Annotated in this window: 14 protein-coding genes; 9 read left to right on the forward strand and 5 right to left on the reverse strand. The window is 43.1% G+C overall.

Going from position 1 to position 15,356, the window contains the following annotated elements; all coding sequences use genetic code 11:
- Positions 1–196: 196 nt before the first annotated feature.
- The 5 genes from H6G97_RS11455 to H6G97_RS11475 all read left to right on the forward strand — a co-directional run bounded on the left by H6G97_RS11455 (position 197) and on the right by H6G97_RS11475 (position 5,990).
- The gene (locus H6G97_RS11455; RefSeq protein ID WP_190940732.1) at positions 197–1,579 is read left to right on the forward strand and encodes a CmpA/NrtA family ABC transporter substrate-binding protein; all 1,383 of its coding nucleotides are present in this window, start codon (positions 197–199) and stop codon (positions 1,577–1,579) included.
- A gap of 64 nt (positions 1,580–1,643) precedes the next feature.
- Positions 1,644–2,483, forward strand: a complete 840-nt coding sequence (gene ntrB, locus H6G97_RS11460) for a nitrate ABC transporter permease (protein ID WP_190940733.1) — start codon at positions 1,644–1,646, stop codon at positions 2,481–2,483.
- Between the two features lie 186 nt (positions 2,484–2,669).
- Complete coding sequence (locus H6G97_RS11465; RefSeq protein ID WP_190940789.1) at positions 2,670–4,676, forward strand: nitrate ABC transporter ATP-binding protein; 2,007 nt, start codon at positions 2,670–2,672, stop codon at positions 4,674–4,676.
- A gap of 84 nt (positions 4,677–4,760) precedes the next feature.
- Positions 4,761–4,979 (forward strand): hypothetical protein, encoded by a 219-nt coding sequence (locus H6G97_RS11470; protein ID WP_147262611.1) that lies wholly within the window; start codon positions 4,761–4,763, stop codon positions 4,977–4,979.
- A 153-nt stretch (positions 4,980–5,132) separates the two neighbouring features.
- Positions 5,133–5,990: a nitrate ABC transporter ATP-binding protein gene (locus H6G97_RS11475; RefSeq protein ID WP_190940734.1), complete on the forward strand. Its 858-nt coding sequence runs from the start codon at positions 5,133–5,135 to the stop codon at positions 5,988–5,990.
- On the opposite strand, the gene H6G97_RS11480 is transcribed toward H6G97_RS11475, so the two are convergent.
- Entirely contained in the window at positions 5,959–6,102 is a 144-nt protein-coding gene (locus tag H6G97_RS11480) for a hypothetical protein (RefSeq protein WP_190940735.1), read from the reverse strand. The genes H6G97_RS11475 and H6G97_RS11480 overlap by 32 nt on opposite strands.
- Before the next feature lie 103 nt (positions 6,103–6,205).
- Between H6G97_RS11480 and H6G97_RS11485 the strand changes: the two genes are divergently transcribed.
- The 3 genes from H6G97_RS11485 to H6G97_RS11495 all read left to right on the forward strand — a co-directional run bounded on the left by H6G97_RS11485 (position 6,206) and on the right by H6G97_RS11495 (position 8,267).
- The gene (locus tag H6G97_RS11485) at positions 6,206–6,685 is read left to right on the forward strand and encodes a YbjN domain-containing protein (RefSeq protein ID WP_190940736.1); all 480 of its coding nucleotides are present in this window, start codon (positions 6,206–6,208) and stop codon (positions 6,683–6,685) included.
- A 141-nt stretch (positions 6,686–6,826) separates the two neighbouring features.
- Complete coding sequence (locus tag H6G97_RS11490) at positions 6,827–7,510, forward strand: lipoate--protein ligase family protein (protein ID WP_422394179.1); 684 nt, start codon at positions 6,827–6,829, stop codon at positions 7,508–7,510.
- 37 nt (positions 7,511–7,547) lie between these two features.
- Positions 7,548–8,267, forward strand: a complete 720-nt coding sequence (locus tag H6G97_RS11495; RefSeq protein WP_190940738.1) for a Type 1 glutamine amidotransferase-like domain-containing protein — start codon at positions 7,548–7,550, stop codon at positions 8,265–8,267.
- A gap of 335 nt (positions 8,268–8,602) precedes the next feature.
- Here H6G97_RS11495 and H6G97_RS11500 read toward each other — a convergent pair whose 3' ends face one another.
- From H6G97_RS11500 to H6G97_RS11515, 4 genes are all read right to left on the reverse strand, one after another.
- Positions 8,603–9,391, reverse strand: a complete 789-nt coding sequence (locus H6G97_RS11500) for an ABC transporter permease (RefSeq protein WP_190940739.1) — start codon at positions 9,389–9,391, stop codon at positions 8,603–8,605.
- A 70-nt stretch (positions 9,392–9,461) separates the two neighbouring features.
- Positions 9,462–10,445, reverse strand: a complete 984-nt coding sequence (locus H6G97_RS11505) for an ABC transporter ATP-binding protein (protein ID WP_190940740.1) — start codon at positions 10,443–10,445, stop codon at positions 9,462–9,464.
- Positions 10,446–10,752: 307 nt separating this feature from the next.
- Complete coding sequence (locus tag H6G97_RS11510; protein ID WP_190940741.1) at positions 10,753–12,399, reverse strand: ABC1 kinase family protein; 1,647 nt, start codon at positions 12,397–12,399, stop codon at positions 10,753–10,755.
- A gap of 198 nt (positions 12,400–12,597) precedes the next feature.
- On the reverse strand, positions 12,598–13,662 hold the full coding sequence (locus tag H6G97_RS11515) for a mannose-1-phosphate guanylyltransferase (protein WP_190940742.1): 1,065 nt from the start codon (positions 13,660–13,662) through the stop codon (positions 12,598–12,600).
- A gap of 115 nt (positions 13,663–13,777) precedes the next feature.
- On the opposite strand from H6G97_RS11515, the gene H6G97_RS11520 reads away from it, so the two are divergent.
- On the forward strand, positions 13,778–15,298 hold the full coding sequence (locus H6G97_RS11520) for an LCP family glycopolymer transferase (protein ID WP_190940743.1): 1,521 nt from the start codon (positions 13,778–13,780) through the stop codon (positions 15,296–15,298).
- Positions 15,299–15,356: the final 58 nt, after the last annotated feature.

A 15,356-nucleotide genomic window follows, 5' to 3' on the forward strand; every position in this document is an offset into this window, starting at 1 on the left:
AACACCTCTGCATCACACCAGAGCAGAGCAAATAAATTAACCGAGTTTTTATATAGGTAGCAGCGTCATTGATGGAATGGCTGCGGTTGCTTTGTCAAATATAGCTTAATCATTACTAGCGCAAAAAACACAACGTTTTTCTTGTCTAAATTGTCATAGCTATAAAAAATAACATTTACGTTTTTAGGAGATATTAATGACAGAATTTTTTAATCAAATTTCTCGCCGCAAATTCATTTTCACAGCTGGAGCATCGGCGAGTGCTGTATTCCTCAAAGGCTGTTTGGGTAATCCTCCTGAAAACGTGACTGGTGGAAGCACTCAACCACAGGCTACTGCTCAAACGGTTGCTAATATTAGCCCTGAACAAACACCAGAAACTACTACAGTTAAGCTGGGATATATTCCTATTGTAGAAGCGGCTCCAATAATTATTGCTAAAGAAAAAGGCTTTTTTACAAAGTATGGCATGACTAATGTTGACCTTTCCAAGCAAGCTTCTTGGGGTTCAGCAAGAGACAACGTAGAAATTGGTTCTGCCGGTGGTGGTATAGATGGCGGTCAATGGCAGATGCCAATGCCACATTTAATTTCAGAAGGTTTAATTACCAAAGGCAATCAAAAAATTCCCATGTATGTCTTATGTCAATTAAATACACATGGAAATGGAATTGCGATCGCCAGCAAGCACCAAGGCAAAGGTATTAATTTACAACTCGCCAGCGCTAAGTCCCTATTCACAGAATTAAAATCCTCAACACCCTTCACTGCTGCATTTACCTTTCCCCATGTCAACCAAGATTTGTGGATTCGCTACTGGTTAGCAGCAGGCGGCTTAGATCCAGACGCAGATGTCAAGTTGCTCACAGTACCTGCGGCGCAAACTGTGGCCAATATGAAAACAGGAACAATGGATGCCTTTAGTACAGGCGACCCTTGGCCTTATCGCCTGGTTCAAGACAAAATCGGCTACGTAGCAGCATTAACCGCAGAGATTTGGAAAAATCATCCTGAAGAATATCTTGCCATGAGAGGCGACTGGGTTGATAAAAATCCCAAGGCTACCAAAGCAATTTTAAAAGGAATTATGGAAGCCCAACAGTGGTTAGATAATTTTGACAACCGCAAAGAAGCGGCTCAAATTCTGGCTGGACGGAATTATTTCAATCTTCCTTCACCAGAAATACTGGCAGATCCATACCAAGGCAAATATGACATGGGTGATGGTCGCCAAATTGATGATAAATCAATGGCTGCTTACTACTGGAAAGATGAAAAAGGTAGTGTTTCTTATCCATATAAGAGTCATGATTTATGGTTCATAACAGAAAATGTTCGTTGGGGATTTTTACCAAAAGATTATCTAGACAATAATGCTGCTAAGGCGAAAGAACTGATCAACAAAGTCAACCGCGAAGATATTTGGAAAGAAGCTGCTAAAGAAGCTGGAATTGCTGCTGCTGATATTCCCACAAATACATCCCGTGGTGTAGAAGAGTTTTTTGATGGCATCAAATTTGACCCCGAAAAGCCAGAAGAATATTTGAAGAGTTTGAAAATCAAGAAGGCCAGTATTTAGTCATTGGTCATTGGTAACTGACAAATAACAAATAAAAAGTAAATTTTGAGGAGAATACAGCATCATGACAATAGCTCAAAAACGCCCTGCAAGCCCTAAATTGAGTAATGGTTTTATATCCAGCCTGAAAAAGCAGTTTCCTGACTTGATACCACCAACGATCGCGATCGCCATTTTCCTGATTCTCTGGCAACTCTTCGCTTGGACTCCAGGAGCCACATTACCAGGGCCTATACAGGTTATCCAAGACACTTGGGTTCTGATTTTCTGGCCATTTTATGACCGAGGTGGTATTGATAAAGGTCTATTTTGGCAGATTCTCGCCAGTTTGCAACGAGTTGCTATCAGTTATACCCTAGCTGCGATCGTTGGTATTGGCTTAGGCATTTTGATTGGGGTTAATAAAACCATGTCTAAAGCTTTAGACCCCATCTTTCAACTACTGCGGACTGTACCACCTCTAGCTTGGGTTCCAATTTCTTTAGCAGCTTTACGACAAAACGAACCCGCCGCATTATTCGTAATTTTCATCACCGCCATTTGGCCCATCTTAATTAACACTGCTGTCGGCGTTACCCAAATTCCCCAAGATTACAACAACGTTGCCAAAGTTCTCCAACTTAGCCGCAAAGAATATTTCACTAATATTTTGATTCCTGCGGCATTACCCTACATCTTTACCGGATTGAGAATTGCAATCGGTTTAGCTTGGTTAGCGATTATCGCCGCCGAAATTGTCATGTCCGGTATTGTCGGCATCGGCTTCTTTATCTGGGATGCTTATCAAAATAACAACGTCAGCGAAGTAATTTTGGCTCTAGTTTACATCGGTGTTGTTGGGTTGCTCCTAGATAAAGCGATGGGTTGGCTGCAAAACAAGATTTTACCAGCAGAACAGAAATAGTCATTAATTATTAGTCATTAGTCATTTACAAAAAACTAAGGACTAGGGACTGTTTTCAAACTCGAAGATCCCCCCTAACCCCCCTTAAAAAGGGGGGGAAAGGAACTCTAAAAGCCCCCCTTAAAGGGGGTTGGGGGGATCTTCAAAGGCTAGGATGCTTAAAAAAAGACTAATGACAAAGGACAAATAAGTATGTTTGTAGCTGTTGATCAAATTGACAAAGTTTTTGAATTAACTGGTGGTGGTAAATATATCGCCCTCAAAGGAATCGACCTCCAAATTAAAAAAGGAGAATTCGTTTCTTTGATTGGTCACTCCGGTTGCGGCAAATCCACTCTATTAAATATGATTGCGGGTTTGGATTTGCCTACTGAAGGTCTTGTCACTCTCGAAGGACAAAAAATCACCAAACCCGGCCCAGACAGGATGGTGGTGTTCCAAAATTATTCGCTATTACCTTGGCGGACGGTAAGAGAAAATATTGCCCTCGCCGTGGACTCGGTAATGAAAGGTTTACCCGCAGCCGAACGCAACGCTATTATCGAAAAACATATAAATATGGTGGGTTTGCGTCCCCACGCTGATAAACAACCAGGAATGTTATCAGGTGGACAAAAGCAGCGAGTTGCGATCGCCCGCGCCTTAGCGATTCGTCCCAAATTACTGCTGCTAGATGAACCCTTTGGCGCATTAGATGCACTCACACGCGGCAATTTGCAAGAACAACTCATGCAAATTTGCGAAGAAAATCAAGTTACCGCCGTGATGGTGACACATGATGTAGATGAAGCGGTGCTGTTATCTGACAGAATCGTGATGTTAACCAACGGCCCCGAATCAAAAATTGGTGACATTTTAGAAGTGGATATTCCTAGACCCCGTAAGCGGATGGAAGTAGTAGAACATCCTAGCTACTACAGCTTGCGGAGTGAGATGATTTACTTCCTCAATCAGCAGAAACGCATCAAGAAAATTCGGGCGCGGAAAACTGCCGACGTTGCCCGTCATGGATTAGAAAAAGTTAACCTAGAAATTGGCTTTTTACCTCTGACAGCTTGCGCCCCCTTAGCAGTTGCTAAAGAAAAAGGCTTCTTTCTCAAACATGGTTTAGATGAAGTTAACCTCGTGCGGGAAAGTAGCTGGCGGGGTATAGAAGATGGCATCAGTGGTGGTTACTTAGATGCGGCGCAAATGCCTTCAGGGATGCCGATGTGGTTAACTTTGGGAGGACATAATAACCAACCTCTGCCCGTTGTCACTGCCCTCACGATGACTCGCAACGGTAACGCCATCACCTTGGCAAAACACTTTTACGACGAAGGCATACAAACATTATCAGATTTCAAAAGATACCTGCTTCGCACCCGCGAACAACGGCACACAATGGCAGTAGTGCATGCCGCATCGATGCACAACCTGCTGCTGCGTTACTGGCTAGCTGCTGGTGGAATTGACCCCGATAGCGATGTGGATATGAAAACCATTCCCCCAGCGCAGATGGTAGCCGACTTAAAAACTGGAAGCATTGATGGTTACTGCGTCGGCGAACCTTGGAATTACCGCGCTGCTGTGGAAAATGTCGGCTTTACCATCGCTACCGACTTAGAAGTTTGGTTGGGACACCCCGGTAAAGTTCTTGGTGTGCGGGAAGATTGGGCAGAAAATTATCCAAATACGCATATTGCCTTAACCAAAGCTTTGTTAGAAGCTTGCGTGTATTGTGCAAATCCCGAAAATACCCAAGAAATTCGGCAAATTTTAGCCGGGCGAGATTACGTTAGCACTGATTTAGAATACATTCAACTCGAAGATCCAGATAGTCTCACCTGTGACTTAGACCATCCATTGCGAGACTATGCCCATCACCAGTTTTATTCTGAGTCTGCGATCAACCGCCCCAGTCGCACCGAACAAATTTGGATTATGAGTCAATTGGCGCGTTGGGGTGATACTCCCTTCCCCAGAAATTGGGTAGAAGTTGTTGAACGGGTTTGTCAAGTTCGTGTTTTCAGCACCGCAGCACGAGAATTAGGTTTGGATATTAGCTATATTCGCCAACCGATCCAACTGTTCGATGGTACTCCCTTTAACGCCGATGATCCGATCGCTTATCTCAACAACTTGAAAATTAAACGTGATTTTTCAGTCGCGGAAGTTGTTCTTGATGCACCGAGAAGGAGACTCGCGTCATAAAAGAATCGTGAGAGAAAGGGGGAGCAGGAGAAGTAGCACATCACGCGCGAACCTTTTATCCCCGTTAACGAGTATTTGAACTGGATGAATCCACCTTTTATCTCCGTCAACGAGTATCTGAACTGGATGAATCCACCTTTTATCTCCGTCAACGAGTATCTGAACTGGATGAATCCACCTTTTATCTCCGTCAACGAGTATTTGAACTGGATGAATCCACCTTTTATCTCCGTCAACGAGTATCTGAACTGGATGAATCCACCTTTTATCTCCGTTAATGATCTGACTTTTTACATCATCTGAAAAAACCAGCAAAACACCTAACCCCCTACCCCCTTCCCTACAAGGGAAAGGGGAAAATTCAAAGCCTCTCCCCTAGAAGGGGAGAGGTTTGGAGAGAGGTCAGAATATTCATTTGCACACCGCCTATATTAAGCTTCTTAATCCTCAAACGCCATGCAAAACCGCAACTCAACAGCTACAAACACACTAGGAAAACCATTCGTTGCTGCAACCACCAGCCGTAGACCTTTCCTAGAAATTAAAGACGTTACCAAAGTCTATCCCACAAAGAAAGGCCCCTTCACCGTACTCGACGGCGTTAATCTCAACGTTGAACAGGGCGAGTTTATTTGCGTCATCGGTCACTCTGGCTGTGGCAAATCGACACTACTAAATATGGTATCCGGTTTTAACTTTCCCACCTCCGGGCAAGTGTTACTCGAAGGAGAACCCATTACCAAGCCAGGCCCAGACAGGATGGTTGTCTTCCAAAACTATGCCTTGCTACCTTGGCGAACTGCTTTTGAAAACATCTACTTAGCTGTTAACGCCGTTTATCCCAACAAACCACAAGCTGAAAAAAGAGCGATCGTCCGCGATCATTTAGCAATGGTAGGACTAGCTGATGCAATGGAAAAGAAACCAATGCAAATGTCCGGCGGTATGAGACAACGGGTTTCTATCGCCCGTGCTTTGGCGATTCGTCCGAAAGTCTTAATTTTAGATGAACCTTTTGGGGCGCTGGATGCCATCACCAAAGAAGAGTTACAAGAAGAATTGCTAAAAATTTGGGGCGATAACCGTTGTACAGTGCTGATGATTACCCACGACATCGACGAAGCACTATTTTTAGCAGACAAATTGGTAATGATGACCAATGGGCCCCATGCGAAAATTGGTGAAGTCATGGAAATTCCTTTTTCTCGTCCCCGCGATCGCAGCCGCATCATGGAAGATCCACAATACTATCAACTGCGTAACTATGCCTTAGACTTTCTCTTTAACCGCTTTGCCCATGATGATGTAGGTTAAGTGCGATCGTCATTGACTTTTCCAGAATAATTCTTTGTTCCTCCCGCCACCATCCCACACAAATGGTGGCGGGAGGAATGCGTTGAGAGTTTGCAGCTAATTTTTCTGACATAGCCAAGACGCATCTCAGACTTTAGGCATTTGAAAACTAATTGCCTCCACAAGTTATAAAGTATGTGTAGAGAAAACAGCGAGTATGTTGAGAATAAATCTGTATGGCAAGCTACCCAGAAACCCTAACTAGTAACGAATCCATTGATCAGCTCATCGCCGAGACGACAAGCATTAACCATGTTGAGGTAATTGAAAATGTCATCGATTCTTTAGAACAAGATGATAGTGCGATGGTTAGCCACACTCCAGAAGGTGGTTATCTTTGGAAATTTAAGTACGGAAGTGTGCAAGTATTTGTCCAACTCAACGGGACAACCGATGAAGACACCATAACGGTTTGGTCTGCGGTGCTAAATTTACCTGCCAAAGATGAACCTAAGTTGATGCGGTATCTTTTGGAGTTAAACTGCTCTAGTACTTTTGAAGCGCGTTTCGGTATTATTGAAAACCGAGTAGTTGTGATATCCACACGCACCTTAGCGGAGTTATCTCCCGGCGAAGTGTCTCGGATCATTACCGTTGTGGCAACGATCGCTGATAATAACGATGAAGCTTTACAAACTGAATTTGGTGCGACTTGACTAATCGCTTCGCTTTAGTTAGGAGTTATAAGTTGTATAAACTTTTTAACTCTTAACTCCCCACTCCTTACTCCCAACTCCTAACTATTGAATTCTAAATGGCGACTAATTCCTTTGCTAGAGGCGACTGGCAATGTGCAGATGGCAATTGACCGATGGTTACTAGAACAGCACTATTCAAGAAACCATCCGCCAACTCTGCGCTTTTATACTTGGTCGCCACCTGCCATTTCTCTCGGCTATCATCAACGCCAATACCCTGAATATTGGCAAAATTTGATTTGGCAAGGGCAAAAACTAGATTTGGTGCAGCGTCCTACTGGTGGACGGGCGGTGCTACACCAAGGTGATTTAACTTACGCTATAGTCACATCTGGGCTTACCGGTAGTCGTCTCCGGGTATATGAAACAATTTGTGAGTTTTTGATTCAAGGGTGGCGATCGCTCGGCGTAGAATTACATTACGGTACGGCTGGACGAGGTTACATCCACAACCCTAACTGTTTTGGCACAGCAACTAGTGCAGATTTAGTTTTGCCAGATGGTGGCAAACTCATTGGTAGTGCTCAATTGCGACGTGGCGGGGTAATTCTGCAACATGGTTCAATCCGTTTGCAACCTGATGCTGAACTGTTTACTCAAGTATTTGGTACAGAATCTTTTACGACTATACAACTGCATCAAAGCGTGACTGTGGAAAAGATTATTGCAGCTTTAGTTACCGCAGCTAGTAATTGCTTTGATATGCAGATAGAAGTGCAACCCCTATCGCAATCTGAGTGGAAAGAAATTTTGGCGAAACCGATTTCTGAGGCTGGTTCTTAACACATTTGATGCGATAGAAATAGAACAGGGTTTAAAAATGAACACAAATTCAGTTCCTAAACAAATCATTGCAATGGGCGGTGGAGGCTTTTCAATGGAACCTGAAAACCCTCTGCTGGATCGATATATCCTGGGATTGTGCAAAAAGAAAAAACCGAAGATTTGTTTTATCCCTACAGCAAGTGGTGATTCTGACAAATATGTTGTTAGATTCTACTCAGCTTTTGTCCCGCTTCTATGTCAGCCATCTCATTTGTCCTTGTTTAACCCACCTACATCGGATTTTAGGTCTTTTGTTCTTGAGCAGGACATTATTTATGTAGGAGGTGGAAACACTAAAAACTTAATCGCTCTTTGGAAAGAGTGGGGACTTGACAATATTTTGAGAGAAGCTTGGGAAAGTGGCGTTATTCTTTCTGGTTTAAGTGCAGGCTCTATTTGTTGGTTTGAAGAGGGAGTGACAGACTCTATTCCTGGGAAGCTGACTGTATTACAGTGTCTTGGCTTTCTAAAAGGTAGTAACTGTCCTCACTACGACGGTGAGCCAAGAAGAAAACCTGCTTACCATCAACTTTTATCAGAAGGGCTTATTAGCTCTGGATATGCTGTAGACGATGGGGTTGCTCTCCATTTTGTTGGAGAGCGATTGGAAAAAGTTGTGAGTTCACGTCCGCAACCCAAAGCCTATAGTTTAGAAAAAGTAGATGAAACGGTTAAAGAAACGATTTTAGAACCTATATACTTAGGAAATAGCTAATAATTTTCACCCCTAAAATCCTGAGTAATTATCTGAAAAACTTCAGCGAATCTGCAAGGACTTTTTTCTGCATACTAATTAAAAAGCGCCTGGGAGTGTTGCCGTGTTTCCACCCCAGACGCTTTTTATTTTTAACTTGCTCCTCACACAATTAGATACTATCACTGCTTCAATCAAAAGGCGAGTGTACTGAGTGACACTTTCAAAACTGCACCACCAATTTAATTTGAGTTTATATTTCTTTACAAGTCGTAAGGTAATTAAATAATTATTAAAGTCCAAAAAAAGAGTATGAAGAGATAAGTCCCTCTGTAGTAAAGTTATTGTTAGATTATTTAAGCTCCCATCCCAGAATACCGCTTTAAACCTGCACGCCAAAGAAAGCGATTCACACCCAAAAATATTAATATCCAACCCACGATTGACCAAAATCCCCGTCCTATATCCACGGGTAGCCCTACCAAAAGACTCGCAGGAAAATCAATCAAATAGGGAAAAGGGGTAAACATGACTATTTTTTGCACAGGTTCTGGAAAGACCTCTAAAGGTGCTATCAAACCAGATAAAAATAGATAAAATAACAACCAGAAATTTTCTAAAGCGCTAGCCCGTTCTGTCCAAAAAGCAAACATAGCAAAAGTATACTGAATCGTAAACCGCAAAGTAAAAGCTAGCCCTATCGCTAATATAAATAGCAAAAATCTATCTAAACTTGGTACCCAAAAAGCCTGGGGATAAAGAATAAAAAATAATCCTACTAATAAAAAAGCAAAGGTTAAACGAGCAAATCTTTCAGAAATATGGGATGCAACGTGATGCCATACTGGATCGAGCGGTTGTAGTAACTTGGGCGATAGCTTGCCTTCCACGACTTCCTTTTCAAAGTCCCAAATTACCCAAACAACTGTGATTTGTCTAACAATAAAAACCGTGATAAAGTAACGGGCAAAATCCACAGGTGATAACCCAAATTGTCCTCCTTGTGCTGCCTGTATCCAGACACCCATGAGGATAATCGGTAAAGACCCAGCCAAAACCCATAAGATTAGTTCTGCCCGATACTCAACCATATAGGCGTAGTATACTGACAGCAAAGTTAAGGCTTTTCTGATTATTTGCTTCATTTATTCACTTCCTACTACAAATGATTACCCAGAAGTCTCCACTCTTGTAGAGATGCGATTAATCGCGTCTCTACTCCACAACACCTGCCTGAAAAACTCGTCCAATTACCTCTTCCACGGGCGGCTCGGTAACTGTTAAGTCAATTACCTCTAAATCCGCTAAAATCTGGGATACGGTGCGGGTGAGTGCCTCTCGTGATACCATAAAACGCACTGCTCGCCCTTCTAAGAGTTTGACATCACCATAAGTCATGAGTTTTTCTATTGGTAGAGGTTGAGCTAACTCTATGTAGACTTCTCGGTAGGGAGCAAAACGTTCCAGCAGTCCATCTAAGCTGCCGTCATACATCAGCCTTCCCTCATGAATCAACAGTACCCGTTGACACAAAGCTGTGATGTCAGCCATGTAATGACTCGTCAACAGCACTGTAGCCTGATAACGCTGATTGTAGTCACGCAAGAACTCGCGCACTGCTGCTTGAGCATTTACATCCAATCCCAGCGTCGGTTCATCTAAAAACAATACATGAGGACGATGTAAAAGTGCTGCCAACAATTCCGCCTTCATTCGCTCACCCAAAGATAGCTTCCGCACTGGTTGGGTAAGTTTGCCTTCTAGGGAAAGCATCTCTGTTAATTCTCCTACCCGCCGCTGGAACTCTTTATCAGAGATGTTGTATACAGCGGCATTAATTCTTAAAGAATCGAGTGCTGGTAAGTCCCAAATTAGCTGCTGCTTTTGCCCCATTACCAAGGTAATTTTTTGCAAAAATGCTTCTTGACGCTGAAACGGAATTTGTCCAGCTACTTTGACAGTACCGCTAGAGGGGTGAATCAACCCTGTGAGCATTTTAAGTGTGGTAGTTTTACCAGCACCATTTGGGCCTAAAAACCCAACTATTTCACCAGGGGCAATTTCAAAGGAAACATCCTGAACTGCTTTAATTGAGCGGTAGGTACGGCGAAAAAAGTGGGTTATTGTACCTTTAATACCTGGATTTTTAACTGTTACTGGATAAGATTTACTCAGATTTTCAGCAATGATGATTGACATATTTTTTATATTAGAACCACAGATTGAATACTAATTCGCTATGAAGATGCAATTAATTATTAAACGAATTGCCAAGGACACCAAGAGATAAGGAGTAATTATTAAGTGCAAGATTAGGGAGAATTGGTATAAGTGAGTGGTTAAGAATAAATTAAATTATGTGTTTTATAATGCAAGATTAATTAAATTGGCTCATAATAAGCGGCTCTAGCCATATTTTAAGGGCTAGAGTCGCTTACTCGAAACCTTTTATTATTTTTAGGTTTTAGATTTTTCTTCAATCAAAAATCCAAAATCTAAAATGGTTTTACCGTAAACGTCCCGATCGCAATGTACTAACAATTAACCACAAACCCAATAAACTAGCGACTGCAAACAGGGTAGTACTTAAAAAAGATAACTGTGTTGTCTGCGCTCTGGTGGAAATAATTGCTGCACCCATAATCAGTGAACCCACTAATATACTAAAAGATAGTCGGTTCGCTGCATCGTCCATAGTGCGCCGCACACCATCTAACCCCCGCAGCGATAGATTCCACTGTAAGGTTTCCGAGGTAACTCGATCTAGTAACAGTTCAATTTGGCGGGGGGATTGGAGAGAGAGACTTTTAATATCTAAGGCTGTTCGTAATAGCGATCGCACTGGATTATCGCCCAGTAATTGCCGACGAAACAAGTCTGTAATTAATGGTTTAACTTCATCAAAAAAGTTAAGTTCTGGGTTGAATGTCCGCGCCACACCCTCTAAATTCGCTAGGGTTTTCGCATACAAACCCATATTGCTAGGTAATCTAATTTTATTGTTGCGGGCAACTTGTAAAACTTCATAAATTATCTGACTGAAGTTGATTTGCGTGAGGCTGACATTGTGATACTTTCGCAACATGCGATCGTAATCATTTTCTAACCGCGACAAAATTACTGGTTGAGCAGAATCTGATAACTGCAAAGTTAATTGAGCGCACCTTTGAGCATCTAAATCAACGATCGCTAACAACATCTCTGTTAATATCTGCTGTGTACGGGGATCAAGTCTTCCCACCATGCCACAGTCTAAGAGGGCGACACGACCATCCTTGAGATAAAACAAGTTTCCTGGATGGGGATCGGCGTGAAAAAAGCCATCAATATATAGCTGCTGGAAAAATACCCGAAATAACAAAGTAGTTATTTCTTTACGCTTGAGGGCAGGATCTTTAACGTTGGGGTCACTATCCAAATCCGCCGCCAGGAACGGCACTCCATCCAGCCATTCCATCACCAGTAATTTCTCTGTGGTTAATTCCCAGTTAATTTCCGCAACCACTATTTGCGTGGGATCATACCAGCGACTTTTAGATAAGTTGCGCCGCAGCTGGTCTGTAAAACCCGCTTCCCGTGTAAAATCTAACTCGGCTTCTAGAGCTTTAGTAAATTCTTCGGCGATGGATTTAATTTCATAAGTTTGCCCAAACTCAGTCCGCGCCACTAAATCGGCAATACCTTGAATTAAAGCAATATCTTGGGCAATGGTCAGATCAATTCCCGGACGTTGCACTTTCAGAGCAACTTCTCGACCGTCTGCTAATGTAGCTCGATGTGTCTGAGCAATTGATCCGGCTGCTACTGGGATCGGGTTAACTGTGCTGAAGGTTTCTGCTAGTGGACGTTTTAATTCTTTACGGAGGATTATTTCTATCTCTGACCAAGGAACTGGTGGTACTTCGTCTTGTAGGGTTGATAGTTCCTCAATATAGGCAGCGTTCAGTAAATCTGGACGTGTAGACATTAGCTGGCCAAGCTTGACGTAAACCGGCCCCAAGTCTACCAGGATATTTTTTAAAACCGCAGGTGTAGGTAGCTGGGGTTCATCAGCTTTGCCACCAGTAAGTAACCTTCGCATATAGTCCCAGCCATTGCGAAGGAATACTTCAAGAATTTCTCGTTGACGGGGAACAGTTTGGGTGAGGAACATTTTTGAGAGTGGGGAGTGGGGAGTAAGGAATGGGGGCAGGGGGCAGGGGGCAGGGGGCAAGGGGGGGAATAAAAAATTAGCTCTTTCCCCTCTGCTCCCTGCTCCCTACCCCTTTGCCTCTTTCAAATGCTCTGCTTTTCGACAGTCAAGTTATAATAGGAAAATAGGCTTTTTCGCCTCTACCAAGGGTTTTAACTTTTATAGCAGGTTGGTAAATCGGGAATCGCTTTGGAGAATTTTGAGGATCTGCTTGATTTCCTGGGTACGTTCTTTTTTAACAACGAGGGTGACATTGCGATCGCGCACAATCACCACGTCCTCTAAACCAATTGTAACAACTACATCCTCTGGATTTGAGGCGTAAATAATTGCACCCTGCGTATCTAACCCTACATGCGTAGCCAGTTCCACATTGGGATTCTCTTCTGTTTTGAGTAAGCGTTCGATCGCATTCCAATCTCCTAAATCATCCCAACCAAAATCAACTGGCAAAACGTATGCTAGAGTTGTCTTTTCCATTAACGCATAGTCTATACTCTTCTTAGGCAACTGGGGATAGATATCAGGGCCATGTTGTTCTAAAGGTTCGATAATTTCTGGCGCATGGGTATGTAGTTCCTTGAGAACAACCCCTGCCCGAAAAACGAACATTCCACTATTCCAGCTAAAACGTGCCGTGGATAAAAAAGTCTCTGCCGTTTCCCGGTCGGGCTTTTCAGTAAAACGGTTAACGTGATAAGCTGGCAACTCATTAAAGCTACCTATTTTTTCACCTTGTTCAATGTAACCGTAACCGGTTGATGGAAAAGTAGGCTTGATCCCCAGTGTAACGATCGCTGCTGTGCTTGCTGCTAGTTGCGTAGCCGCGCTTAATGTGTGTGCAAACGCCTCTTGGTTCGCGATCCAGTGGTCAGCAGGGAAAAAGCCAATAATAGCGTCTTCTCCATAGCGCTGTTTAATTTTTAAACTTGTCCAAGCAACGGCTGCGGCTGTGTCTCTGCCTTCCGACTCAATCAGTAAGTTTTCAACTGGTAGATCAGGTAATTGTTGTCTTACCCCTTCAGCTATCTGACTAGAAGTAATTACCCACAAGGAATCCCACCCGCCACCGAGTTCAATCAATCGATCGGCGGTTGCTTGTAATAAACTTCTAGAGCTACCATCAAGACTTAAAAATTGCTTAGGTCGGTCTTTGCGGCTCAGAGGCCAAAAACGTTCACCTTTACCACCAGCAAGGATTACGGGGAACAATAAAGTATTCATGTTGTCATACACGCCTACCGAAGAACATTACAAGTTTACAGTGAGCTTTTCCACTGGCAATATTTGTAGCTTGGATTAACATACTTTTAGGGAGTGGTTGAGTGGGGAAATAATTGTGATAAAACAAGTCGAATGGTCGGAAAATCCGCTTGGATCTCAGCAAGTAGAATTTGAAACTGAGGTGCGATCGCAGCAACTTCAACGGACAGAAAATCAAGTAACGCCTGCACCAGTAGTAGCCGACTCAGAGGAGGAGGATGTCGAACTAAACCAGCCAGCGAATCCAAACCGTAGTGTCGTCGAATCAGTAGGCGCAATTCCCAATCAGCTTTATGAGAGACTGGGCTTGACCATGCCTCGATGGCTGTTGTGGATCATGACGGTTGTCATCGGCGTTATATTATCTGGGTTGCTAGTATCAACGTTAGCGCTGTGGACTCCTTTGTGGAGCAATCTAGATCGAACAGATGAAGATTTAGGAACTACTGGTAAAGACGACGTAAAAATACCATTACCAGGGGAGTTATGGAGCAAACTCTCCCAGTACCAGCTTTCACGACCGATGAATATTTTAATTATGGGGATTGAACCAGTCAGTGGTACCGTTGATGGTTCACCAGAAAGCTTTGCTGGAAAAAGTGATTCCATGCTGCTGGTACGGCTTAACCCTAGTGAAAAATCTGTACGAGTGCTTTCGATTCCCAGAGATACGATGATCGCTATCCCCGAAAAGGGAGAAAAGGGGTTAACTAAGGTATCTGATGCCAATGCCCAAGGCGGCCCAGTTTTGGCAGCACGGGTAGTTAGTCGTACCTTAAACAATGCCCCAATCGATCGTTATATCCGCATTTCCACCAGTGGCTTACGGCAGTTAGTCGATCAGTTAGGCGGAGTTGAGGTCTTTGTTCCCCAATCAATGGCATATAAAGACTCTAGCAGTCGATTGTCGATTAATTTAGTCAGTGGCTGGCAAACCCTCAACGGCGAACAAGCAGAACAGTTTGTCCGATTCCGCGAACCAGGTTTGGGAGATTTGCCGAGAGTGCAGCGTCAGCAAGCACTCATAGCAGCCCTACTGCAACGCTTAAATAGTCCTACTGTCTTACCCAGGTTGCCTCAATTAACTCGCTTGATGCGAAAATACTTTGATACCAACCTGAAGATGGAAGAAATGATGGCGTTGGTAAACTTCGGCCTCAACCTAGATCGGGATAATTTCCAAATGACCGTGTTGCCTGGTACCTTTAGCCGTTTTAGCAAAGACCCTGATAGCTATTGGCTGAATATGACTGGACAACAGAGCCTGTTGAATGATTATGTTGGAGTAAATGTACCTGGTTTAAAGCCAGATATGCGTCAGGTTCCTAACCTCAAAATTGCTATTCAAAATGCTTCCAATCAACCTCAGCTAACTGAAAAAGTTATTGCTTATCTGAAACAGAAAGGCTTTACTAATATTTACAAAGTGCCTGATTGGCCAGATACCCAACGTCAAACTCAGATTGTTGTTCAAAAAGGCAACCGACGAGTTGGAGTTGATTTGCAAAAAGTCTTAGGCTTGGGTCAAATTGAGGTAGCGGCAATTGGTGATTTAGAATCTGATCTGACAATTCGCATTGGTAAAGATTGGAAATAAGTAAGAGTCATTAGTCATTAGTCATTGTTAACTAACAGAGGACAAAGGACTAATGACA

It is taken from the genome of Nostoc flagelliforme FACHB-838, assembly GCF_014698065.1.
GTDB lineage: Bacteria > Cyanobacteriota > Cyanobacteriia > Cyanobacteriales > Nostocaceae > Nostoc > Nostoc flagelliforme_B.

Bases quoted from the DNA above. Each gene is read 5' to 3' on its own strand.
- H6G97_RS11455 (WP_190940732.1), top strand. From the start codon at position 197: ATGACAGAATTTTTTAATCAAATTTCTCGCCGCAAATTCATTTTCACA.
- ntrB (WP_190940733.1), top strand. From the start codon at position 1,644: ATGACAATAGCTCAAAAACGCCCTGCAAGCCCTAAATTGAGTAATGGT.
- H6G97_RS11470 (WP_147262611.1), top strand. From the start codon at position 4,761: ATGAATCCACCTTTTATCTCCGTCAACGAGTATCTGAACTGGATGAAT.
- H6G97_RS11475 (WP_190940734.1), top strand. From the start codon at position 5,133: ATGCAAAACCGCAACTCAACAGCTACAAACACACTAGGAAAACCATTC.
- H6G97_RS11480 (WP_190940735.1), bottom strand. From the start codon at position 6,102: ATGTCAGAAAAATTAGCTGCAAACTCTCAACGCATTCCTCCCGCCACC.
- H6G97_RS11485 (WP_190940736.1), top strand. From the start codon at position 6,206: ATGGCAAGCTACCCAGAAACCCTAACTAGTAACGAATCCATTGATCAG.
- H6G97_RS11490 (WP_422394179.1), top strand. From the start codon at position 6,827: ATGGCAATTGACCGATGGTTACTAGAACAGCACTATTCAAGAAACCAT.
- H6G97_RS11495 (WP_190940738.1), top strand. From the start codon at position 7,548: ATGAACACAAATTCAGTTCCTAAACAAATCATTGCAATGGGCGGTGGA.
- H6G97_RS11500 (WP_190940739.1), bottom strand. From the start codon at position 9,391: ATGAAGCAAATAATCAGAAAAGCCTTAACTTTGCTGTCAGTATACTAC.
- H6G97_RS11505 (WP_190940740.1), bottom strand. From the start codon at position 10,445: ATGTCAATCATCATTGCTGAAAATCTGAGTAAATCTTATCCAGTAACA.
- H6G97_RS11510 (WP_190940741.1), bottom strand. From the start codon at position 12,399: ATGTTCCTCACCCAAACTGTTCCCCGTCAACGAGAAATTCTTGAAGTA.
- H6G97_RS11515 (WP_190940742.1), bottom strand. From the start codon at position 13,662: ATGAATACTTTATTGTTCCCCGTAATCCTTGCTGGTGGTAAAGGTGAA.